This is a genomic window from Uliginosibacterium silvisoli (assembly GCF_036017035.1).
Taxonomy (GTDB): Bacteria; Pseudomonadota; Gammaproteobacteria; order Burkholderiales; family Rhodocyclaceae; genus Viridibacterium; species Viridibacterium silvisoli.
On record NZ_JAYXHS010000002.1, the window covers coordinates 69,104 to 91,629 of the forward strand.

The 22,526-nt window shown below is 61.8% G+C and carries 20 protein-coding genes; 19 read left to right on the top strand and 1 reads right to left on the bottom strand.

The window, feature by feature from the left end; translation table 11 throughout:
• Nucleotides 1–231: 231 nt before the first annotated feature.
• The 18 genes from mraZ to VVD49_RS10025 all read left to right on the top strand — a co-directional run bounded on the left by mraZ (nucleotide 232) and on the right by VVD49_RS10025 (nucleotide 19,097).
• Entirely contained in the window at nucleotides 232–681 is a 450-nt protein-coding gene (gene mraZ / locus VVD49_RS09940; protein WP_327599025.1) for a division/cell wall cluster transcriptional repressor MraZ, read from the top strand.
• Entirely contained in the window at nucleotides 678–1,640 is a 963-nt protein-coding gene (gene rsmH, locus VVD49_RS09945; RefSeq protein WP_327599026.1) for a 16S rRNA (cytosine(1402)-N(4))-methyltransferase RsmH, read from the top strand. The genes mraZ and rsmH overlap by 4 nt, the downstream gene beginning before the upstream one ends.
• Complete coding sequence (ftsL, locus tag VVD49_RS09950; RefSeq protein ID WP_327599027.1) at nucleotides 1,637–1,915, top strand: cell division protein FtsL; 279 nt, start codon at nucleotides 1,637–1,639, stop codon at nucleotides 1,913–1,915. The genes rsmH and ftsL overlap by 4 nt, the downstream gene beginning before the upstream one ends.
• Nucleotides 1,912–3,660: a peptidoglycan D,D-transpeptidase FtsI family protein gene (locus VVD49_RS09955; protein ID WP_327599028.1), complete on the top strand. Its 1,749-nt coding sequence runs from the start codon at nucleotides 1,912–1,914 to the stop codon at nucleotides 3,658–3,660. The genes ftsL and VVD49_RS09955 overlap by 4 nt, the downstream gene beginning before the upstream one ends.
• A 25-nt stretch (nucleotides 3,661–3,685) precedes the next feature.
• A complete protein-coding gene (locus VVD49_RS09960) occupies nucleotides 3,686–5,212 on the top strand; it encodes a UDP-N-acetylmuramoyl-L-alanyl-D-glutamate--2,6-diaminopimelate ligase (RefSeq protein WP_327599029.1) in 1,527 nt (508 codons plus the stop codon).
• A complete protein-coding gene (locus VVD49_RS09965; RefSeq protein WP_327599030.1) occupies nucleotides 5,209–6,588 on the top strand; it encodes a UDP-N-acetylmuramoyl-tripeptide--D-alanyl-D-alanine ligase in 1,380 nt (459 codons plus the stop codon). The genes VVD49_RS09960 and VVD49_RS09965 overlap by 4 nt, the downstream gene beginning before the upstream one ends.
• Nucleotides 6,585–6,728 (top strand): hypothetical protein, encoded by a 144-nt coding sequence (locus VVD49_RS09970; protein WP_327599031.1) that lies wholly within the window; start codon nucleotides 6,585–6,587, stop codon nucleotides 6,726–6,728. Before VVD49_RS09965 ends, VVD49_RS09970 begins: the two co-directional genes overlap by 4 nt.
• 18 nt (nucleotides 6,729–6,746) lie before the next feature.
• Entirely contained in the window at nucleotides 6,747–7,832 is a 1,086-nt protein-coding gene (gene mraY, locus VVD49_RS09975) for a phospho-N-acetylmuramoyl-pentapeptide-transferase (RefSeq protein ID WP_327599032.1), read from the top strand.
• Between the two features lie 141 nt (nucleotides 7,833–7,973).
• A complete protein-coding gene (gene murD, locus VVD49_RS09980) occupies nucleotides 7,974–9,362 on the top strand; it encodes a UDP-N-acetylmuramoyl-L-alanine--D-glutamate ligase (protein WP_327599033.1) in 1,389 nt (462 codons plus the stop codon).
• A 59-nt stretch (nucleotides 9,363–9,421) separates the two neighbouring features.
• Nucleotides 9,422–10,591: a putative lipid II flippase FtsW gene (gene ftsW, locus VVD49_RS09985; protein WP_327599959.1), complete on the top strand. Its 1,170-nt coding sequence runs from the start codon at nucleotides 9,422–9,424 to the stop codon at nucleotides 10,589–10,591.
• A complete protein-coding gene (murG, locus tag VVD49_RS09990; RefSeq protein ID WP_327599034.1) occupies nucleotides 10,591–11,676 on the top strand; it encodes an undecaprenyldiphospho-muramoylpentapeptide beta-N-acetylglucosaminyltransferase in 1,086 nt (361 codons plus the stop codon). Before ftsW ends, murG begins: the two co-directional genes overlap by 1 nt.
• Nucleotides 11,677–11,929: 253 nt before the next feature.
• Nucleotides 11,930–13,324 (top strand): UDP-N-acetylmuramate--L-alanine ligase, encoded by a 1,395-nt coding sequence (gene murC / locus VVD49_RS09995; RefSeq protein WP_327599035.1) that lies wholly within the window; start codon nucleotides 11,930–11,932, stop codon nucleotides 13,322–13,324.
• 19 nt (nucleotides 13,325–13,343) lie between these two features.
• Complete coding sequence (locus VVD49_RS10000; RefSeq protein WP_327599036.1) at nucleotides 13,344–14,267, top strand: D-alanine--D-alanine ligase; 924 nt, start codon at nucleotides 13,344–13,346, stop codon at nucleotides 14,265–14,267.
• Between the two features lie 112 nt (nucleotides 14,268–14,379).
• Nucleotides 14,380–15,156, top strand: coding sequence for a cell division protein FtsQ/DivIB (locus tag VVD49_RS10005; RefSeq protein WP_327599037.1), 777 nt, complete (start codon nucleotides 14,380–14,382; stop codon nucleotides 15,154–15,156).
• Nucleotides 15,153–16,382 (top strand): cell division protein FtsA, encoded by a 1,230-nt coding sequence (gene ftsA / locus VVD49_RS10010; RefSeq protein ID WP_327599038.1) that lies wholly within the window; start codon nucleotides 15,153–15,155, stop codon nucleotides 16,380–16,382. The genes VVD49_RS10005 and ftsA overlap by 4 nt, the downstream gene beginning before the upstream one ends.
• A 199-nt stretch (nucleotides 16,383–16,581) precedes the next feature.
• A complete protein-coding gene (ftsZ, locus tag VVD49_RS10015) occupies nucleotides 16,582–17,724 on the top strand; it encodes a cell division protein FtsZ (RefSeq protein ID WP_327599039.1) in 1,143 nt (380 codons plus the stop codon).
• A 257-nt stretch (nucleotides 17,725–17,981) separates the two neighbouring features.
• On the top strand, nucleotides 17,982–18,902 hold the full coding sequence (gene lpxC / locus VVD49_RS10020) for a UDP-3-O-acyl-N-acetylglucosamine deacetylase (RefSeq protein ID WP_327599040.1): 921 nt from the start codon (nucleotides 17,982–17,984) through the stop codon (nucleotides 18,900–18,902).
• A 6-nt stretch (nucleotides 18,903–18,908) separates the two neighbouring features.
• Nucleotides 18,909–19,097: a hypothetical protein gene (locus VVD49_RS10025; protein ID WP_327599041.1), complete on the top strand. Its 189-nt coding sequence runs from the start codon at nucleotides 18,909–18,911 to the stop codon at nucleotides 19,095–19,097.
• A 7-nt stretch (nucleotides 19,098–19,104) separates the two neighbouring features.
• Here VVD49_RS10025 and VVD49_RS10030 read toward each other — a convergent pair whose 3' ends face one another.
• Nucleotides 19,105–19,542: a DciA family protein gene (locus VVD49_RS10030; protein ID WP_327599042.1), complete on the bottom strand. Its 438-nt coding sequence runs from the start codon at nucleotides 19,540–19,542 to the stop codon at nucleotides 19,105–19,107.
• A 201-nt stretch (nucleotides 19,543–19,743) separates the two neighbouring features.
• Between VVD49_RS10030 and secA the strand changes: the two genes are divergently transcribed.
• Nucleotides 19,744–22,470: a preprotein translocase subunit SecA gene (gene secA / locus VVD49_RS10035; RefSeq protein ID WP_327599043.1), complete on the top strand. Its 2,727-nt coding sequence runs from the start codon at nucleotides 19,744–19,746 to the stop codon at nucleotides 22,468–22,470.
• The last annotated feature ends 56 nt before the right edge of the window (nucleotides 22,471–22,526 follow it).

The window sequence follows — 22,526 nt, forward strand, 5'->3', positions numbered from 1 at the left end:
TTCTGCCTCGTTCTGGCCGCTTCCGGCCGCCCTTGTGGTTCTCTTTGCCAGAACGACGCTCCGTCGCTTTCTCCAAACCCCTGTTTTAAAGGGCATTCCGTCCGGTTCTTCGCTTGACCACCTTTTTCTTTCCATCTAAAGTGGTAAGAAGTGGTAGAAAATGGGTAGAAGTGGATAAGAGTTGAGTCTCCGTGGGGAGAAGTGCTCTGTCCCGGTCGCGAAAGGGAGTGCATGTTCCAGGGCGCTGCAGCGCTGAGTCTTGATGCGAAAGGACGCCTCGGCGTACCTGCACGGCATCGCGACGCGCTGACGGTGGCCTGCAGCGGGCGACTTGTCGTGACGGCCCACCCGCATCAATGCCTGGTGATTTATCCCGAGCCCGCGTGGCAGCCGATCCGCGCGCAAGTGCTGGCCGCGCCGAGCCTTGACCCGCGCGCCGCAGCCATCAAGCGGTTGCTGGTGGGGAATGCGCGCGATGAAGAGATGGACTCCGCCGGTCGCGTGCTGATCGCGCCCGAGCTGCGTGAGTGGGCAAAGCTTGAGAAGCAGGTCTGGCTGGTCGGGCAGGGGACGCATTTCGAGCTCTGGTCGGATGCGGGCTGGAAGCAACAGCAGGAAGCAATGCTGGCTCTGTTCAACTCGTCTGAACTGCCGCCAGGGTTGGAGACCTTGACGCTGTGACCGGAGTTGAAACGCTGAAGCACGTCACAGTGTTGTTGCAGGAAGCGGTTGAAGCGCTGGCGATCAAGCCGGAGGGTACGTATGTGGATGCGACCTTCGGGCGAGGTGGTCACAGCCGGGCGATCCTGGCTGCGCTGGGGCCGGCAGGGCGCTTGATCGCATTCGATCGCGACCCGGCTGCCGTGGCAGCAAGCAAGGCGATTGCGGACAAGAGATTCACCCTGGTGCACGAGCCGTTTTCGGCGCTGGCCGAAGAGCTGGATGCGCTGGGCGTAGTGAAAGTGGATGGAGTCTTGATGGACATCGGGGTGTCGTCACCGCAGCTGGACGATCCCGAGCGGGGAATGAGTTTTCGTTTCGATGCGCCGCTGGATATGCGCATGGACACGACAAGGGGCGAGGCGGTCTCGCAATGGCTGGCACGGGCAACCGTCGCCGAAATCACAAACGTGGTGAGGGATTACGGTGAAGAACGGTTTGCTTATGCGGTTGCAAAGGCGATTGATGCTGCTCGGTCAGGGGGCGTTATTGCTACCACAGGACAACTTGCCGCGGTCGTGGAGAAAGCCGTCCGTACGCGCGAGCCGGGGCAGCACCCGGCGACACGCACGTTCCAGGCTCTACGGATTTTCATCAACCGGGAGCTCGAGGAGCTTTCGCTGACACTGCCGCAGGCTGTTGCGCGGCTCGATGAGGGGGGACGTCTGGTGGTGATCGCCTTCCATTCTCTGGAAGATCGCATCGTGAAGCGCTTCATGCGCGATCACTCGCGCCCGCCTGCATTGCCGCGCGGTCTGCCGATCCGTGAGGCAGATCGTCCGCGCCCCGCGCTCGATCTGGTAGGCGGCGCGATGCGCCCCTCTGATGCCGAGGTGAGTGCCAATCCACGTTCGCGCAGCGCCACCATGCGTGTGGCGGCACGGACTGCCGCTGCATTCGTGTCGGAGGCGCAAGCGTGATCCGCATTGCCGCCATTCTCGTCGTGCTCGCAGTGCTCAGCGCGCTGAGTGTCGTTCATCTGCAATACCAGTCGCGAAAGCTGGTCACCTTGCAGGAGCGGGAGCAGGTGCACACGCGCGCGCTCGAAGCCGAGTGGACCCAGTTGCAACTCGAGAACAGTACATGGGCGGCGCCCGCCCGCGTCGAGAAGATCGCCCGTGAGCGCCTGGGCATGCTGACGCCCGCGCACGACGCGCTGGTGTCGGTGGACTATTCGTCAGGAGGTGCGCGATGAAAAAGTCATACACCTTCAATCACAACCCTCTGCTCTCGGAACGCTTGCCATTGTGGCGTGCGCGTTTCGTTCTGGCGCTGCTGCTGCTCTCTCTTTGCGGTCTTGTCGGGCGTGCTGTCTGGCTGCAGGGCGTGAATCGCGATTTTCTGCAGGCCAAGGGCGAGTCGCGCTATGCGCGCACCCTGACGCTCACCGCGACACGTGGTCGCATTCTCGATCGTCACGGCGAGCCGCTTGCCATGAGCACGCCGGTGAAGTCGGTGACGGCGATTCCGGACATGGCGACGCTGAGCGCCGGGCAGGTGGCGCAGCTCTCGAAAATCCTGAGCATTCCGCTTGAAGACATCAATCGCAAGCTGTCCAGCAGCAAGGACTTTGTCTTCCTCAAGCGTGAAGTGCCACCAGATGTAGCGGCCCAGGTGGCGGCATTGAAGCTGCCGGGTGTCCACAATGCAGACGAGTATCGTCGCTACTACCCGGTGGGCGACGTCACCTCCCATGTCGTGGGCTTCACCAGCATTGATGACAAGGGGCAGGAAGGAATTGAGCTTGGCATGGAGGCAGACCTCGTCGGCAAGGCCGGGTCGCGCCGCGTGATCAAGGATCTGTACGGCTCCATCGTCGAGGACGTCGAGTCGATCCGCCGTCCTCAGAATGGCAATGACATCGTGCTGGCGCTGGATTCGAAGGTTCAGTACCTCGCTTTCAGTGCGTTGAAGCAGGCTGTCGAAAAAACGCGCGCCAAAGCAGGCGCTGTGGTCGTGCTGGATGCCAAGACGGGCGAGATCCTGGCGCTCGTGAATAACCCGACTTTCAATCCGAACAACCGCGTCAAGCTGACCGGCGAGCAGCTGCGCAACCGCGTGTTCACCGACGTCTATGAGCCTGGCTCGACGATGAAGCCATTCATCGCCGGCATGGCACTGGAGTCGAATCGCTATCGCCCGACGACGATGATAGAAACCTCTGGCGGTCAGATGACGCTGGATGGCGCGACCATTCACGACTCACATGCGCACGGCGCGATGACTGTGTCGGAAGTCATCCAGAAGTCGTCGAACGTGGGTGCGGCCAGGATGGCGCTGAGCTTTCCGCCCGAGCAGATGTGGAATCTCTACGACAGTCTCGGGTTCGGACAGTCGCCACGCACAGGCTTCCCTGGCGAAGTTGGCGGACGTTTGCGTCCCTACAAGACCTGGCGGCCGATCGAACAAGCCACCATGGCCTTTGGCCACGGCGTGTCCGTCACACTGATGCAGATGGCACATGCCTATCTGGCGCTGGCACGCGAGGGAGAAATGATTCCACTGTCGCTCACGCGCCTCGACTCGCCCCCCATGCGTGGCCGGCAGATCTTCAGTCCTGAAGTGACGAAGCAGGTGCGCAGCATGCTGGAGCTGGTGGTGGCGGACGGTGGCACGGCACCGCAGGCACGTATCCCGGGCTATCGGGTGGCGGGCAAGACCGGCACCGCGCACAAGCTTGAAGGCGGGCGTTACGTGAACAAGTACGTTGCCTCCTTCATCGGCCTGGCGCCGGCGTCTGATCCGCGCTTTGTTGTTGCCGTCATGATCGATGAGCCGAGTGGCGCGAGCTACTACGGTGGTGACATTGCAGGTCCGGTGTTTGCTCAGGTCATGAGCGGCGCGCTGCGCACCATGGGTGTCCGTCCTGACGCGCCCATCCTGCCGACACAGGTGGCGCGTCAGACCGTCGCGCCGCTTCCTGCTGCGGAGAACATGTGAGGGCAATGAGAGTGAGGATCCAAGGGTGACAACCCCGCTCGCCGCCGCCTTGCTGGCTTTGCTGCGTGCCGAAGGCATCGCGCCGAATCGTGTTTGTGCCGACTCCCGCCGTGTGCAGCCGGGTGACATCTTTCTTGCCTATCCGGGCCACGCGAGCGATGGGCGCATGTTCATCGGTGATGCGATTGCCAAGGGTGCTGCTGCTGTCGTATGGGAGCGCGAAGGCTTCGAGTGGAGCGAGCAGTTTGCCGTGCCCAATGTGCCAGTCGACCAGTTGCGCTGGCTCGCAGGTGACATCGCTGACGAGGTCTTCGGTCATCCTTCCGAGTCGCTGTGGACGGTAGGGATCACCGGCACCAATGGCAAGACCTCCGTGTCGCAATGGCTGGCGCGTGCGTTCACCGACCTGGGCAAGCGTTGCGCGGTCATCGGTACCTTGGGCATCGGCTTTCCCGGACGTCTTGATCCGAGCGCCAACACGACGCCGGACTCCATCGTCCTGCATGAACAACTCGCGCGCCTGAAGGGCGAAGGGGCTGAGGCGGTGGCGATGGAGGTGTCCTCCATTGGCCTCGATCAAGGCCGCATCAATGGCTGCCGTCTCGATATCGCGGTGTTCACCAATCTGACGCGTGACCACCTCGACTACCACCGCACCATGGATGCCTATGCGGCGGCCAAGGCCCAGCTTTTCGATCAGACCGGGCTGCGGGCTGCCGTACTGAACTTCGACGACATCATGGGCGTGGCCCAAGCAAGACGTCTAGAGGCTACCGCGGTGGAAGTGGTCGGCTATACCTTGATTCCCGACAACATCGACGCCTCGGCGGCCAAGCATGTGCTGGTCGCCGAGCAGTTGCGCAATACGCCCAGCGGCATGCGCTTTGTCGTGGTGTGCGGCGCGCAACGTGCAGAGCTCAATGTCGGCCTCGTCGGGCAGTTCAATGTGTCAAACCTGCTGGCGGTGATCGCTGTGCTGGTCGAGTCCGGCTTCAGTTTCGAACAGGCCGTCGATGCCGCTCGCCGGCTGACGCCGCCTGAAGGCCGCATGCAGACCCTCGGTGGCATCGGCGAGCCCATGGTCGTCGTTGACTACGCTCATACACCGGATGCCCTGGAGCAGGCGATTCTCGCCTTGCGCCCGACTGCCAATTCGCGTGGCGGGCATGTGATCTGCGTATTCGGCTGCGGCGGTGATCGCGACCCGGGCAAGCGCCCGATGATGGGCGAAGTAGCCGAGCGCCTGGCGCATCAGGTGATCATCACCAGCGACAACCCTCGCGGCGAAAGTCCCGACAGCATCCTCGACGACATCGCCCGTGGCGCGCCCAAAGCGCAGCGCGTGACTGATCGTGCTGCCGCCATCCGGGCCGCGCTCACATTGGCGCAGGATGATGACATCGTCCTGATCGCAGGAAAAGGACACGAGACTTACCAGGAGATTGCGGGCAGGCGTGAGCATTTCAGTGATGCCGAGCAGGCACGCGCTGCGCTCAAGGTCTGGACCCAGAACAGAACCGCCGGACATGGCGGCGGAGGACACGGCGCATGATGCGTTTCAGTGAGGTGGCACAGGCCTGCAGCGGAACGCTTGCAGGTAACGATGGCGAGTTCATGTCGATAGGCACGGATACGCGAGCCGACCTGGGCGGGGCGCTCTACATCGCCTTGCGTGGCGAGCGTTTCGACGGCAACGCCTTCGTGATGGAGGCGGCTGCGGCAGGTGCCGTGGCGGCCCTGGTCGACAAGCGCGAGACCGTCGTAGCGCCGGCGGGTTTCCCGCTGATCCGTGTCGACGACACCCGCCTCGCGCTCGGTACGCTCGGCCAGCATTGGCGCAAGAAATTCGACATCCCCGTGATCGGCGTGACCGGCAGCAACGGCAAGACCACGGTCAAGGAAATGTGCGCGGCCATTCTGTCGGCCTGGGCGCGCGCGCAGGGCCTGGACCCGGCGACGGCGGTACTTGCCACGCAGGGTAACCTGAACAATGACATCGGCCTGCCGCAGATGCTGTTACGCCTGCGCGATACGCACAAGGCTGCGGTATTCGAGATGGGCATGAATCACCCCGGCGAAATTGCCTACCTTGCGGGGCTTGCCAGGCCTACCGTCGCCCTGGTCAACAACGCACAGCGCGCTCACCTCGAGGGCATGGGCGAAGTGTTCGCCGTAGCCAGGGAAAAGGGGCAGATCTATGGCGCGCTGGATGCCGCTGGCGTGGCCATCGTCAATGCCGACGATACGCATGTCGACTACTGGCGTGACCTGAATGCCGGGCGCCGCGTGATCACCTTTGGCCTGCGTGCCGACGCTGACGTTTCTGCCGCGCACAACATGCTGGCCTTTGGTAGCCGCGTGACGCTAAGCGCTTTTGGCGAGAAGCGCGAGTTTCAGCTGTCGGTACCCGGTCAGCATAACGTGCGCAATGCCGCCGCAGCGGCTGCGGCGACACTGGCGGCAGGCATTGCCCTGGATGTCGTGGTGCAGGGACTCACGGATTACAACGGTACCAAGGGACGCCTGCAGGTGCGGCGCACCGCCGAGGGCGCCGTGGTACTCGACGACACCTACAACGCCAACCCGGACTCCGTGCGTGCCGGCATCGACGTGCTGGCTGCGACGCCAGGCGGCAAGGTGCTGGTACTGGGCGACATGGGCGAGATCGGCGACATCAGTGCGCAATGCCATGACGAAGTCGGCGGCTATGCCAAGAGCCAAGGCATCGACCGCCTGCTGGCACTGGGCGAACACAGCGCGGTGGCTGTCCGCAATTTTGGCAGCGGTGGCGAACATTTCGAAAATGTAGAAGACCTCGTGTCTGCGCTGCGGGCCATGCTCGCGCCAGACATGGTCGTCCTCGTCAAGGGTTCGCGCTTCATGAAGATGGAGCGTGTGGTGCAAGCCATAACGGAGAACGAAAAATGAGTTTCCTGATGCGCAACCTGGGCCTGAGTAAAACGCGCCGCATCGCCCGTACAGACGTTGTCAGTGCCGTACTGCTGGACGTGCGCGCCTACGGTTTCTCCTCTGCAGTGTCGGCGCTCATGCGCGATCTGCGTCAATAACTTCATCGATAGAAAACAATGCTGCTCGAACTCGCGCGCTGGCTCAGTCAGGATATCCGCGCTTTCAACGTCTTCAACTACATCACGCTGCGCGCGATGCTGGCGGCGCTGACTGCGCTGCTCATCTCGTTCATCTTCGGGCCACCCGTCATTCGCTGGCTAACGGCCAAAAAAATCGGCCAGGCCGTGCGTAACGATGGCCCGCAGACGCACCTCGTCAAGGCGGGTACGCCGACCATGGGCGGCGCGCTGATCCTGATCGCAATTGCCATCACCATGTTGCTGTGGGGCGATCTGAAGAATCGCTACATGTGGGTAGTGCTGCTTGTCACGCTGGGCTTCGGTGCCGTTGGCTGGGTCGATGACTGGCGCAAGGTTGTCTATCGTGATCCCAAGGGCCTCGCCAGCCGCTGGAAGTATCTGTGGACCTCGCTGATCGCTGGCGGCGCCGCAGTCTATCTCGCCCTGAACGGAAGTCCGGGGCAGACGGAATTGATCGTGCCTTTCTTCAAGACGATTGCGTATCCGTTGGGTCTGTTCGGTTTCGTCGCGCTGACCTATTTCGTCATCAACGGCACCAGTCACGCAGTCAACCTCACCGACGGTCTCGATGGCCTCGCCATCATGCCGGCGGTCATGGTTTCGGCGGCGCTGGCGATCTTTGCCTATGTCGCGGGCAACAAGGTCTTCTCCGGCTATCTCGGCTTGCCTTATGTGCCGGGTGCGGGCGAGCTTGCCGTCTTCTGTGGTGCGATGGCCGGTGCGGGTCTTGGCTTCCTCTGGTTCAACGCCTATCCCGCCGAGGTGTTCATGGGTGACGTCGGTGCCCTGGCGATCGGCGCAGCACTGGGTACGGTCGCGGTCATCGTCCGCCAGGAGATCGTGCTCTTCATCATGGGCGGCGTGTTCGTTGCAGAGACCATCTCCGTGATGTTGCAGGTTGGCTATTTCAAATGGAGTGGTGGCAAGCGCATCTTCCGCATGGCGCCGCTGCACCACCACTATGAACTCGGCGGCTGGAAAGAAACCAAGGTGGTGGTGCGCTTCTGGATCATCACCATCATGCTGGTGTTGTTCGGACTTTCGACCTTGAAGTTGCGCTAGCAACGCAAGGTTTTCACCGGTGTAAAAGAGAAGTGAAAAACGCAACGCACCGCCCCTGACGCAAGTCAGGGGCGCAAGCGTTTAAAGGAACTCACTTCATCAGGCGGTTGAAACGAACCGTCAGGCAAACAAAGACGACGGATGTACGCAAACAAGCTGTGCCTCGTGCTGGGTCTCGGTGAAACAGGGTTGGCCATGGCGCAATGGCTGACGCGCTGTGGTGCGAGCGTGCGCGTTGCCGACTCCCGCTCCATGCCACCTGGCGCTGACGATTTGCGCCAGCGCTTGCCGCAAGCCGAACTTGTTTGTGGCCCCTTTGCGGATAGTTTGCTGGAGGGCGTAGCGCTCGTCGCCCTGAGCCCCGGCCTTGATCAGCGCGACCCCTTGATCCAGGCTGCACATGCCCAGGGCTTGCCCGTTACGGGCGAGATCGAGTTGTTTGCCGAAGCACTGCGCGAACTCGGTTGGCGTGACGGCGCCAAGGTCATCGCCATCACCGGCACCAACGGCAAGACCACGACGACGTCACTGGTTGGCGCGTTGTGTCGCGCAGCTGGTCGCGAAACCGCTGTGGCCGGAAATATCTCGCCTGCCGCGCTGACCGAACTCATGCAGCGCGTTGACTCGGGCAATCGTCCGGATATCTGGGTGCTCGAGTTGTCGAGCTTCCAGCTCGAAACCACGCGCACCCTCCATGCCGATGCGGCCACCGTTCTCAACCTGACGGACGACCACCTCGATCGCCATGGCGACATGGATGCCTATGCCAATGCAAAGGCCGCGATCTTTGCCGGGGACGGCGTGCAGGTGCTGAATGATGACGACGAGCGTGTGCTCGCCATGGCGCGTGCTGCACGCAAGATCCTGCACTTCAGCCTCGGTGAGCCACATGCGCCAGACCAGTACGGTCTGCGCAAGCTCGATGGCGAGACCTGGCTCTGCAACGGTGATACGCCTCTGCTGCGTCTGAGCGAGATGCAACTCGCCGGGCTGCACAACGCTGCCAACGCGCTCGCCGCGCTGGCGCTGTGCGAAGCTGTCGGCCTGCAACGCGCGCCGCTGCTTGATGGCCTGAAGAAATTCCGCGGGCTCGCGCACCGCGTCGAACTCGTCGCGCGCCGTGACGACGGCGTCGACTTCTACGACGATTCGAAGGGCACCAACGTCGGCGCCACACTGGCAGCGCTGCAAGGCCTGGGCCGCAAGGTGGTGCTGATCGCCGGTGGCGATGGCAAGGGTCAGGACTTTCATCCACTGGCAGCAGCTTTTCGCGAGCACGCGCGCGGTGTCGTATTGATCGGTCGCGATGCCCGCCGCATCGAAACAGAAACCGCCAGCAGTGGCGTCGCGATGTGGCATGCCGCCGACATGGATGCTGCCGTGCTCAAAGCCAATTCCCTTGCTGAAGCGGGCGATGCGGTGATGTTGTCACCGGCCTGCGCCAGCCTCGACATGTACCGCAACTATGCTCACCGCGCGCAGGTGTTTTGCGCGGCGGTCAATTCCCTGCCCGGAGTACGCCCAGCATGAAAATGCCTTCCCTCATCGGCTCGATGTGGCCAGCCGCTCCCGGGCGCGCGGATTTTTCCATGCCAGGGCGGCATGGCCGACTCGGTGGTGCCGTTCAGCAGCAGCGCGAACTCGATCCGCTCTTCATCTGGTCCGCCATCGCACTCCTGATCTTCGGTCTGGTGATGGTCTACTCCTCGTCGATCGCCTATGCCGAAGGCAGCCGCGTCTCCGGGCACAATGCGACCTTCTTCCTGTTGCGCCACGCCGTGTTCCTGACGGTAGGGGTGGTCGCCGGCATCATGGCCGTGCAGGTGCCCCTGAGCGCTTGGCAGCGTGCTGCGCCCTACCTGTTTCTTGCCGGAGTGGTGTTGTTGATTGCGGTCCTGATTCCGCATGTCGGGCGTGAGGTGAATGGATCGCGGCGTTGGTTGCCTTTGGGGCCGATCAATCTGCAACCCTCGGAACTCATGAAGCTGTTCGCCGTGCTCTACGCGGCGGACTACACGGTGCGCAAATTGCCCGTGATGGGCAGCTTCAAGCAGGCCTTCCTGCCGATGCTGGGCGTCATTGTTTTCACCGGCTTCCTGTTGTTGCGCGAGCCGGACTTCGGCGCCTTCGTGGTGATTTGCACGATTGCCTTCGGCATCCTGTTCCTGGGTGGGCTGAACGCACGCATCTTCGCGCTGCTGTTCATCATGGCGCTGGTCGGCTTCGTCCTGCTGATCTGGTTGTCGCCGTATCGCCGCGAGCGCTTGTTCAACTTCGTCGATCCGTGGCGCGATGCCTATGGCAGCGGCTACCAGCTTTCGCACGCGCTGATTGCCTTCGGGCGAGGGGAGTGGTTTGGCGTCGGGCTCGGTGCCAGCGTCGAGAAACTTTTCTACCTGCCCGAAGCGCACACCGACTTCCTGCTGGCGGTGATCGCCGAAGAGCTCGGCTTTGCTGGCGTGCTTACCGTGGTCGTGCTGTTCGGCATTCTCGTTCAGCGTGCATTCGCCATCGGCCGCCGTGCCCTGTTGCTGGAGCGCTACTACGGCGGCCTCGTCGCGCAAGGCATCGGATTGTGGCTGGGCTTCCAGGGCTTCATCAATATGGGCGTGAACATGGGGCTGTTGCCTACCAAGGGGCTGACCCTGCCGCTGATGAGCTTTGGTGGATCGGGCATTGTCGCCAACTGCATCGCCCTGGCGGTTCTGCTGCGCATCGACTGGGAGAACCGCCACGTCATGAGAGGAGTGGGCGGGTGATGCCAACGCTCATGGTCATGGCAGGCGGCACGGGCGGGCACATCTACCCCGGTATTGCCGTGGCAGAGGCGATGCGTGAGCGCGGTTGGAAGATCGTCTGGCTCGGCAATCCGGATGGCATGGAGGCGCGCCTCGTGCCACAACAAGGCTACGAGATGGCCTGGCTGAATTTCAGCGCGCTGCGCGGCAAGGGGTTGATGCGCAAGCTGCTGCTGCCGGTGAACCTGCTGCGCGGCTTCTGGCAGGCACTGCGTGCGATTCGCAAGACGCGTCCGGACGTCGTGCTTGGCATGGGAGGCTACGTCACATTCCCCGGCGGCATGATGGCGTCCCTGCTGGCACGGCCCCTGGTTGTGCATGAGCAGAACTCAGTCGCGGGCTTGTCGAACAAGGTGCTCGCCGGCGTAGCGACGCGCGTACTCAGTGGCTTTCCGGAGGTCATGAAGTCCGCGGAGTGGGTCGGCAATCCGGTGCGTGCCGATATCGAAGCCATCGCGCCGCCCGAGGAGCGTTTCCCGGGGCGCACAGGCCCTCTGCGCGTGCTTGTGGTCGGGGGCTCGCTCGGCGCGCAGGCGCTCAACGAAGCGGTGCCCAAGGCGCTGGCCTTGTTGGCGCCCGAACAGCGCCCAATCGTCGTGCATCAGTCAGGCGCCAAGCAACTGGATGCCTTGCGCGCAGCCTATGAGGCGGCCGGTGTGGAGGGTGAGCTATTGCCCTTCATCGAAAACATGGCGCAGCGCTACGCCGAGGCCGATCTGGTGATTTGCCGCTCAGGCGCATTGACGGTTGCCGAACTGGCCGCGGCGGGTGCCGCAAGCATCCTCGTGCCGTTCCCCCATGCGGTAGATGACCACCAGACCGGTAACGCGCGCTTCCTGTCCGAGCGCGGTGCGGCTGACCTCGTGCCCCAGCCCAGCCTGACGCCCGCCTTGCTGGCGGACAAGCTCGGTGCGCTGGATCGTGAGCGCCTGTTGTTCATGGCCCTGGCCGCCCGCAAATGCGCGCGTCGCAAAGTGGCTTCGGCGGTGGCCGATGTCTGCGAACGACTCGTCGCCGCGCGTAAAAGCGCCGCCCCGAAGCCATGATGCAGCCATCGCTCCCCGCCGACCCGCATGCCACTGTCACCATTCGCCTGGCAGGCGCGCTGTTGATGGCGGAGAGCCTTGTGGCATGCAAGTCAAGAGGTGTGCGGCGCGCGCATTTCTGCAACACTCCGCGGTTGCCCACGCGCGCGACCAGCCTTGCTGTTCGCCATGGCCGGGATTTCTCCTCAAGTATTCAAGGCTTCCCGCACCGTCAGGTGCCGGGCCTGTCGCATTCAGTGAAGTCAGCAAAGGTATGAAACACAAGGTCAAGAACATTCACTTCGTCGGTGTCGGCGGCTCGGGTATGAGCGGCATCGCCGAAGTGCTGTGCAATCTCGGATTCTCGGTCAGCGGTTCCGATCTGGCCGAGAGCGCAACGACACGTCGCCTGCAAGCCCAGGGCGTGAAGGTGATGATCGGCCACGCAGCCGACAATTTGCAGCAGGCCGATGCCATCGTGACCTCCACCGCGGTACGCAGCGACAATCCGGAAGTGCTGGCCGCGCGTGCGCGTCAGATTCCCGTTGTGCCGCGTGCGCAGATGCTAGCCGAGCTCATGCGTCTCAAGCAGGGCGTGGCCATCGCCGGTACGCACGGCAAGACGACCACCACCAGCTTGGTGACCAGCATCCTGGCCGAGGGCGGACTGGATCCGACCTATGTGATCGGTGGGCGCCTCAATTCGGCCGGCGCCAACGCAAAACTGGGTAGCGGCGATTTCATCGTCGCCGAGGCGGACGAATCCGATGCCTCTTTCCTGTTGCTGACGCCGGTCATCTCCGTCATCACGAATATCGATGCGGATCACATGGAGACCTACGGCCACGACTTCTCGCGCCTCCGTCAGGCCTTCGTCGAATTCCTGCAACGCCTGCCTTTTTACGGGGTTGCCGTGCTGTGTGTGGACGATCCGCACGTGCGCGAAATCATTCCCTTCGTCTCGAAGCAGATCGTGCGTTACGGCACTGACGAGTCGGCACATGTACGCGCGGAGAACATCCGTGCAGTGGGTGCCCAGATGCACTTCGATTGCGTGCGCCGCAATGGTGTCGTGACACGCATGCCGGTGGTGCTCAATTCGCCAGGCATGCACAACGTGCTCAACGCATTGGCGGCAATAGCTGTCGCGACGGAACTGGGCGTCAGCGATGCTGCGATCCAGAAGGGCCTTGCTGAATTCCATGGCGTGGGGCGTCGCTTCCAGCGCTATGGTGAAGTGCCGCTCCCAAGTGGCGGCAGTTTCACGCTGGTCGATGACTATGGCCATCATCCGGTCGAGATGGCGGCCACGCTGGCAGCTGCGCGCGGCGCATTTCCGGGGCGCCGCCTGGTGCTGGCCTTCCAGCCGCATCGCTACACGCGCACGCGTGACTGCTTCGAAGATTTCGTCAGCGTGCTTGGCACGGCAGACGCGTTGCTGCTCGCCGAGGTTTACGCGGCCGGCGAAGCGCCGCTGGTTGCGGCTGACGGGCGCAGCCTGGCCCGCGCTTTGCGTGTGGCCGGCAAGATCGAGCCCTTGTTCGTCGAAGACATTGCAGACATGCCCGCGCGCGTTTTCGAGAACGCGCGCGATGGCGACGTGGTGCTGACCATGGGTGCCGGCTCCATAGGTGCCGTGCCCGGCAAGATCACCGCACAAACCGAATGATCGAGAAGAGAGTTGTAACGTGAGCGAAGCAAACAGGAAATTGGGCAAGGTCGCAGTATTGATGGGCGGAAAATCCGCAGAGCGGGAGATTTCGCTGATTTCGGGCAAGGCCGTGCTCGCGGCCCTGCAAAGCAAGGGCGTGGACGCGCATGCCTTCGACCCCGCGGTGCTGCCGATCTGGGAAATCCGCAAGGAAGGGTTTGACCGCGCCTTCATCGCCCTGCATGGCCGCTTTGGCGAAGACGGTACGGTGCAGGGCGCGCTCGAAACGCTCGGTGTGCCTTACACGGGCAGTGGTGTCATGGCCTCGGCACTTTCGATGGACAAGTGGCGCACCAAGCTGGTGTGGCTGGCGGCCGGTGTGCCGACGCCGAAGTACCGCATCCTGACGCCGCAGACGGACCTTGCTGGCGTGATCGCCGAGCTGGGCTTGCCGCTGATCGTCAAGCCAGCGCGCGAGGGTTCCTCGATCGGCGTGACCAAGGTGCGTACGCCTGCCGACATGGCTGCCGCATTTGCGTTGGCGCATCAGCTGGATCCCATCGTCATTGCTGAAGAGTTTGTTGCCGGTCAGGAGCTCACCGCCGCTGTGCTGGGCGAACAGGCATTGCCGCTGGTGCGGATCGAGGCGCCGGAAGAGGGCTACGACTACAACAACAAGTACTTCACTGACGAGGTGCGTTACCACTGTCCGGCCGGGATCCGCCCGGACGTGGCCGAGGCCATCCAGCAATCGGCCTTGCGCGCATTCCAGGTGCTGGGTTGCAAGGGTTGGGGTCGGGCTGACGTGATCCTGCGTGCTGATGGCAGCTACGCCTTCCTCGAGATGAATACGGCGCCGGGCATGACCAGCCATTCGTTGGTGCCGATGGCGGCACGTGCGACGGGCATGAGTTTCGAGGACCTGTGTGTGGACATCCTCGCGAGGGCGTCTTTTGGCTAAGGGCGTTCCCGCCTTCCAGGGCGCGCCGGCCGGTGAAAAACCTGCCGGGCGTGCGGCTGGGAAAAACGCTGCGCAACAAGGCGTGGGCGGGTTCTGGCACAGCCCGGAATGGATGAACCTCGTGTCCGACGTACTGTTGCTGGTGGCTTCAGTGGCGATCGGTTATGCCGTCGTCAAGAGCGTGGTAAACCTGTCGTTGTTCGAGTTGCGCCAGGTCGTCGTGACCACGCCGCTGGGGCAGGTTACGGGGGCGCAACTGGAGTACGCGGCCGTGTCGTCGATGCGCGGCAACTTCTTTACTGTCGATCTCGAGAAGGCGCGCGAGTCTTTCGAAAAGCTTCCCTGGGTGCGTCGTGCCCAGGTGCGTCGCCGCTGGCCGGCGACCGTCGAGGTGAGCCTCGAGGAGCAGGCGGCGGTGGCTTACTGGAAGATGCTCGACACGGGCGACATGCGCCTCGTCAATACGCATGGCGAAGTATTTGATGCTGCCAGCAACGCGGTCATGCCGGTCTATACAGGGCCGAGCGAACGCGCCGGCGACATGCTGGAAGCGCAGCATCGTTGGGATGAAATGCTGCAACCGATAGGACGCCATATCGTCAGCATGAACCTGTCACCACGCAGCGCCTGGCAACTGCATCTCGATGATGGGCTGGTGCTGGAGATGGGCAGGGACCAGACCAAGGCACCGGTCGACGACCGCCTGCGGAAGTTCGTGGCGGCTTATCCTGCGGCCCAGGAAAAACTGCAGCGCCGCTGGGCGGTCGCAGATCTGCGTTACCCCGCAGGCTTTGCTGTACGCATGACAAATGAAAAAGCCTCACAAGACAAACCCAACAAAGCCGGAAAGACGGCCGAAGTGACGCCAATGAGCAAAGGTAAACAATGAGCAGGGATAGCAAGAACCTCATCGTCGGACTCGATATCGGCACCTCCAAGATCACCGCCATGGTGGCCGAGCTGCGTCCCGATGGCCGTATCGAAGTTGTCGGTGTCGCTACACAGCCTTCCAGCGGCCTGAAAAAAGGCGTGGTGGTGAACATCGAAGCGACGGTTGATGCCATTTCGCGCGCCGTGCAGGAAGTCGAGCTGATGGCCGACTGCAAGATCCAGCACGTCTACACCGGCATTGCTGGCAGCCACATCCGCAGCTTCAACTCCAACGGGATGGTGGCGATCAAGGACAAGGAAGTCTCGCCACTGGACGTCGAGCGCGTCATCGACGTAGCGCGTGCCATGCCGATTCCGGCCGACCAGCAGATCCTGCACATCCTGACGCAGGAATTCATCATCGACGGCCAGGACGGCGTGCGCGAGCCGATCGGCATGAGCGGCGTGAAGCTCGAGGTGAAGGTGCACATCATCACCGGCGCTGTCTCTGCAGCGCAGAATCTGATCAAGTGCGTGCGCCGCTGCGGGCTGGAGGTTTCCGACCTCGTGCTGCAGCCGCTGGCATCGAGTTTCGCGACCTTGTCCGAAGACGAGAAGGAGCTGGGCGTCTGTCTGGTCGACATCGGCGGCGGCACTACCGACCTGGCGATTTTTACGCAGGGCGCTATCCGCCACACGGCAGTGATTCCAATTGCCGGCGATCAGGTCACCAACGATATCGCCATGGCCTTGCGCACGCCGACTGCCGAAGCCGAGGAGATCAAGCTGAGCCAGGGTATCGCGCTGCAAGGGCTGGTCGATCCGGCCGACACGATTGAAGTGCCCAGCGTCGGTGATCGGCCGCCACGCAGGCTGTCGCGCTCGTCGCTGGCTGACGTGATCGAGCCGCGCGTGACCGAGCTGTTCGAGCTCGTCCAGGGCGAACTGCGGCGCAGTGGCTACGAAGAGCTGCTGTCGTCGGGCCTGGTGCTGACAGGCGGCTCGGCAACGCTGGCCGGCATCAGCGAACTGGGTGAAGAGGTCTTCCATCTGCCCGTGCGCATCGGCGCTCCGCAGTACCAGGGCAGTCTTGCCGACGTCATCTGCCAACCGCAATACGCCAATGTGATGGGGCTCGTGCTGGAAGGCGCAGCGCAACGTCGACGTGGCATGCAGGCGCGTGACGGTCAGAATTTCAAGCAGGTTTTCCAGCGCATGAAATCGTGGTTCGAGAAAAATCTTTGAAATGTCATGCACTTGCAAACAAAGCGCAGTGAGTGTGCTGAGGGTGTTTGGAGTGACACAAGGAAACATCAATAAAAGCTTGTGTCTTGTAGGGCTATTTAGTAGTAAACTTCGCGCCACATACCATATCTAGGCGTTCCGGTAGACAGCCGCCGGGCTCCGATGAACTGTCAGGCGCATCAACAAAAGGAGTGCACGCATGATCGAGATCGTTGAGAAGGAAACCAGCGGTACCGTCATCAAGGTCGTTGGTGTCGGTGGTGCAGGTGGCAATGCCGTCGATCACATGATCCGCGAAGGTGTCCAGGGCGTTGAGTTCGTTTGCGCCAACACCGATGCACAGGCACTCAAACGTTCTCTGGCAGCGACCAAGATCCAGCTTGGCGGTACGGGCCTTGGCGCAGGCGCAAAGCCTGAGGCCGGCCGCGCAGCCGCTCTCGAGAATCGTGAACGCATCGTCGAAGCCCTCGACGGCGCGCACATGGTGTTCATCACCGCCGGCATGGGCGGCGGCACCGGTACTGGCGCAGCGCCAGTCATCGCTGAGGTGGCTCGCGAGCTCGGTATCCTGACTGTTGCTGTCGTCACCAAGCCTTTCGATTTCGAAAACCGCATCCGCGTCGCGGACAGCGGCGTTGAAGAGCTGTCGCGCCACGTCGATTCGCTGATCGTTGTGCTCAACGACAAGCTGATGGAAGTGTATGGCGAGGAAGCCAGCTTCGTGGATTGCTTCCGCAATGCTGACGAAGTGCTGCGCAAGGCTGTGGGCGGCATCGCCGAAATCATCAATGTGCCGGGCCTCGTTAACGTCGACTTCCAGGATGTACGCACGTTGATGGCCGAGATGGGCCGCGCGATGATGGGCTCTGCTGAAGCTGCGGGCATGGACCGCGCCCGTATTGCCGCTGAGCAGGCTGCGAACAGCCCGCTGCTGGAAGGTGTCGAACTCGAAGGCGCACGCGGCGTGCTGATCAATATCACTGCCAGCCGCTCGTTGAAGATGGCCGAGGTGCGCGAGGCTGTCCAGACCGTGCGTGCCTTTGCGATGGAAGACGCCAGCGTGTTCTACGGCACTGTGTTCGAAGAAAGCATGGAAGACCGCATCCGCGTCACCGTACTGGCGACTGGTTTGGGATCGCGTCGTGCGGCTGTCCGTCAGCAGCCGGTCATGCAGGTCATCAATCGCACGGGTACCGACAATATGGGTACTGAAGTGAACTACGGTGATCTGGATCTGCCTGCCGTGATTCGTCGCCCCGAGCGTCGTACCGTCGAGGCGATGAGCGCCAACGGCTTCGGTACTTACGACATCCCGGCTTTCCTCCGCAAACAGGCTGACTAAGCCAACAGCCAATCAAGCCATAGCCGCGAAATGATTCGCGCAATCAAGAGGCCGCCGGGAACAGGGTTCTTTGCGGCCTTTTGCTTTTCAGGAGTCATCGTAATGGCAGGTTTTCAGGATCAAGATCGGTGAGTGTTTTCAGGTCATCCTGGCAACATACTGTTACGTTGAACGGGATAATCAGCCGGAGCGTGGCGTGTATACTTGGTGCAGCACACAATGATTCCGTGCGTCTTCCGAAGACCCTGGGCAACTCCATGATTCGTCAGCGAACTTTGAAAACCATCGTCAAGGCCACCGGCGTCGGCTTGCATAGCGGCACGCGGGTCGAGATGACGTTGCGGCCAGCTGCGCCCGACACGGGGATTGCATTTCGCCGGGTCGATCTGGATCCGCCTGTCGATCTCTTGACCGATCCTTATGCCGTGGTCGATACGCGCCTGTGCTCCGGCCTGCAGCGTGGCGAGGCCAAGGTGGGGACGATCGAGCATCTCATGTCGGCGCTTGCCGGACTGGGGATCGACAATTGCCACGTCGATGTTGATGCGCCGGAGATTCCAATTCTCGATGGCAGTGCTGCGCCGTTCGTGTTTCTGCTGCAGTCGGCAGGCGTCGAAGTGCAGAACGCGCCCAAGCGCTTCTTGCGCGTCAAAAAACCGGTTGAAGTGCGCGAGGGTGACAAGTGGGTCAAGCTTTCGCCTTACGACGGCTTCAAGCTGTCCTTCTCCATACACTTCAATCATCCGGCCATCGACAGTACGCCGACCGAGGTAAATGTTGATTTTGCGCACGACCTGTATGCGCGCGACGTAGCCCGTGCGCGCACCTTTGGTCAGATGCAGGATCTGGAAACCATGCTCAATGCCGGGCTGGCCATGGGCGGCAGCCTGGAAAATGCCATTGTCGTGGATGAGTATCGCGTCCTGAATAGTGATGGCTTGCGCTACAGCGACGAATTCGTGAAGCACAAGGTGCTGGACGCGATCGGCGATCTGTACGTGGTCGGCAAGCCCTTGTTGGCAGCCTATAGTGCGTACAAATCGGGTCATGCCCTGAACAACCAGCTGCTGCGCGCATTGCTGGAAGACAAGAGCGCCTGGGATATCGTCAGCTTTGAAGACGAAGAAGCCATTCCCGAAAATCTGCGCGGCCAGTTTGCTTTGCAACTGGCGTCCTGACCACGCATGTTCATTCTGCGTGCCGTCGGGCTGCTCCTGATTATTGCCATTGCGTTGTGTGTGGGCGCCAGCCTGCTGACCGGACAACGCCATTACATGCAGTGGGCCAAGACCTTGTTGCGCGTCGGGGTCGCGGTGGGGGTGGTGTTCGCCGCCTTGCTCCTGTTCGAGCGCCTCGTCGCGCCGATGGTGTAGGTTCTCCCTAGCGCGATTGCTCGCGCATGCGCTTCAGCGCCAAGCCCAGCGGGCTTTCCGCCCCAAGCTTTTCTTCCAGTTCCTTCAGGGCGTTCTTGCCCGATTCTCCGATCCGTCTTTCTTGCGTCGCATAGAGCGCGTGCCGCTCGCTGCTGTGGATGGGGCGCACCTTCACTTTGATGTCTTGTACGGGTTCGTTGAGCGCCAGAAAATCGTTGCGCAGTGTTTCCTGGCTCATCTTGAGTCGTGCCGCCAACGCCGGTGTGGCAGCGTGCAGGGTGAGCGTGCCAAGGTCGAAGTTGGCGACGCTGACGCCGCCGCGCATGTTGGCGGGCAGGGTGGCTTCGAGCTGGCGTTGCATACGGACCAGCCGGGCGGCGTGATCCTGCAGGCGGGAAAGCGCATCGGAGGCGCCCAGAAAGCGCTTGAGAGGTGCAGCACACATGGGGGAAAAGGGCTGTCCCTTGCATTTGTGAAATCTGCCCACATGCTACAGGAGCCCGGCAGTCGGCAGCATCCGGATTGCCGGGCAGCCGTCAAATGTCGGACTTGTTCAACATGCTAGAATCGCGAACCTTGCGTCAGGCCCATGCTGTCAGACCTGTTTCGCGCCCACTCACTGTTCTCAAGATTTCTCCATAACAACATGATCCAAGGCCTGCTCAGAAAATTCTTCGGTAGTCGCAATGATCGTCTGGTGCGACAGTACATCCAGAAGGTAGGCAGCATCAGCGCAATGGAGCCGCAGATCGAGGCTTTGTCCGACGCGGCTCTGCAGGGCAAGACACAGGAGTTCCGTGATCGTCTGGCCAAGGGCGAGACGCTCGACGACCTGCTGCCGGAAGCGTTCGCTGTCGTGCGCGAAGCTGGCAAGCGCGTGCATGGCATGCGTCACTTCGACATGCAGATGGTGGGCGGCATGGTGCTGCATGGTGGCAAGATCGCCGAAATGCGTACCGGTGAAGGCAAGACGCTGACAGCGACGCTGCCGGTCTACCTGAATGCGCTGTCCGGCAAGGGCGTGCATCTGGTGACGGTGAATGACTACCTGGCTTCGCGCGATGCGGACTGGATGGGGCGCATCTACAAATTCCTCGGCCTGACGGTTGGCGTGAACCTGTCGCAGATGAGCCACGAGGACAAGCAGAAAGCCTACGCGGCCGACATTACCTACGGCACCAATAACGAATTCGGGTTTGATTACCTGCGCGACAACATGGTGTACACGAAGGAAGAGCGTGTGCAGCGTGGTTTGAATTACGCCATCGTCGACGAGGTGGATTCGATCCTGATCGACGAAGCGCGTACGCCGCTGATCATCTCGGGGCAGGCCGAGGATCACACGGATCTCTACGTGAAAATGAACGCCGTGCCGCCGATGCTCACCCAGCAGCAGGGCGAGGATGACAACGTCACGGTGCCTGGCGACTACACGCTGGATCTGAAGGGCCACCAGGTCTTGCTCACGGAGCAGGGCTACGACAAGGCCGAGGAAGTGCTCGCGCGCATCGGTTTGCTGACCGAAGGCAGCAGCCTGTACGACCCGTCCAACATCCTGTTGATCCATCACCTCTATGCGGCCCTGCGCGCCCACACGCTGTATCACAAGGATCAGCACTACGTGGTGCAGGACGGCGAGGTCATCATCGTCGACGAATTCACCGGTCGTCTGATGTCCGGACGTCGCTGGGGCGATGGCTTGCACCAGGCTGTCGAAGCCAAGGAAGGCGCATCGATCCGTGCCGAGAATCAGACCCTCGCATCGATCACTTTCCAGAACTACTTCCGCATGTACACGAAGCTGGCCGGCATGACCGGTACGGCCGATACGGAAGCCTACGAATTCCACCAGATCTATGGTCTGGAAACGGTGGTGATTCCGACCCATCGCCCGATGGTGCGTAAAGACCAGAACGATCTGGTGTACCGCACTGCCGACGAGAAACATGCGGCCATCATCGCCGACATCAAGACCTGCCACGAGCATGGTCAGCCGGTGTTGGTGGGTACGACCTCGATCGAGAACTCCGAGCTGCTGTCGGAGCTGCTGACCAAGGAAGGTCTGCCGCACCAGGTGCTCAACGCCAAGCAGCACGCACGTGAGGCCGAGATCGTGGTGCAGGCGGGTCGTCCGGGCGTGATCACGATCGCGACCAATATGGCCGGTCGTGGTACCGACATCGTGCTGGGCGGTAATTTCGAGCGCGAAGCAGCCAACATCCGTGAAGATGAAACCCTGTCCGACGCGGACAAGGATGCGCAGATAGCAGAGAAGCGCGCCGCCTGGAAAACGGTGCATCAACAGGTCCTGGATGCTGGCGGCCTGAAGATCATCGGTACCGAGCGTCACGAATCGCGTCGTATCGACAACCAGCTGCGCGGCCGTTCAGGCCGTCAGGGTGACCCGGGCGAGAGCCGTTTCTACCTGTCGCTCGAAGATCAGCTGATGAAGATCTTCGGTGGTGATCGTCTCAACATGATCATGCAGCGTCTGAAAATGCCCGAAGGCGAGGCCATCGAGCACAGCATGGTGACGCGTTCGCTCGAATCTGCGCAGCGCAAGGTCGAGCAACGCAACTTCGACATGCGCAAGCAGCTGCTCGAATATGACGATGTCGCAAACGACCAGCGCAAGGTGATCTACCACCAACGTAATGAGCTGCTCGAAACCACCGATATCGCCGACACCATCACAGCGATGCGCCATGGTGTGTTGACCGATACGTTCCGCTCTTTCGTGCCGGCTGAGTCGGTCGAAGAGCAATGGGACATGGATGGTCTGCAGAAGAGCCTGGAGTCCGAGTACAAGCTGAGCCTGCCGCTGACCGACTGGGCCAAGGCAGAAAACCAGTTGTCGGATGAAGACATCCTGGCGCGCGTCATCGAAGCTTCCGACAAGGCCTATGCCGACAAGATTGCTGAAGTGAACCTGGATGCCTGGCGAGGTTTCGAGCGTAACGTCATGCTCAACAATCTGGACTCTCACTGGCGTGAGCATCTGGCATCGCTTGATCATCTGCGCCAGGGCATTCATTTGCGCGGCTACGCGCAGAAGAATCCGAAGCAGGAATACAAGCGCGAGGCTTTCGAGTTGTTCGAGGGCTTGCTCAATGCCGTGCGGGGTGACGTGACGCGCCTGTTGGTGACCGTGCAGATCCGCTCGGAAGAGCAGATCGAGCAGGCCGTGGAGGTGCATCCGGAGGTGGATAACGTCCAGTACCACCACGCTGACTACGATGAAGCGCTGGCCAGTGCGGCGACAGCCGAAAAGCAGGCGCTGCCAGCGGGCGAGTACAGTCGTGTTGGACGCAACGATGCTTGCCCATGCGGATCGGGCAAGAAATACAAGCACTGTCACGGCCAATTGGCTTGATAAGAGATTGATTTCTCAGCGCAAATATAGAGGGGCCGGGTTTTCCGGCCCTTTTT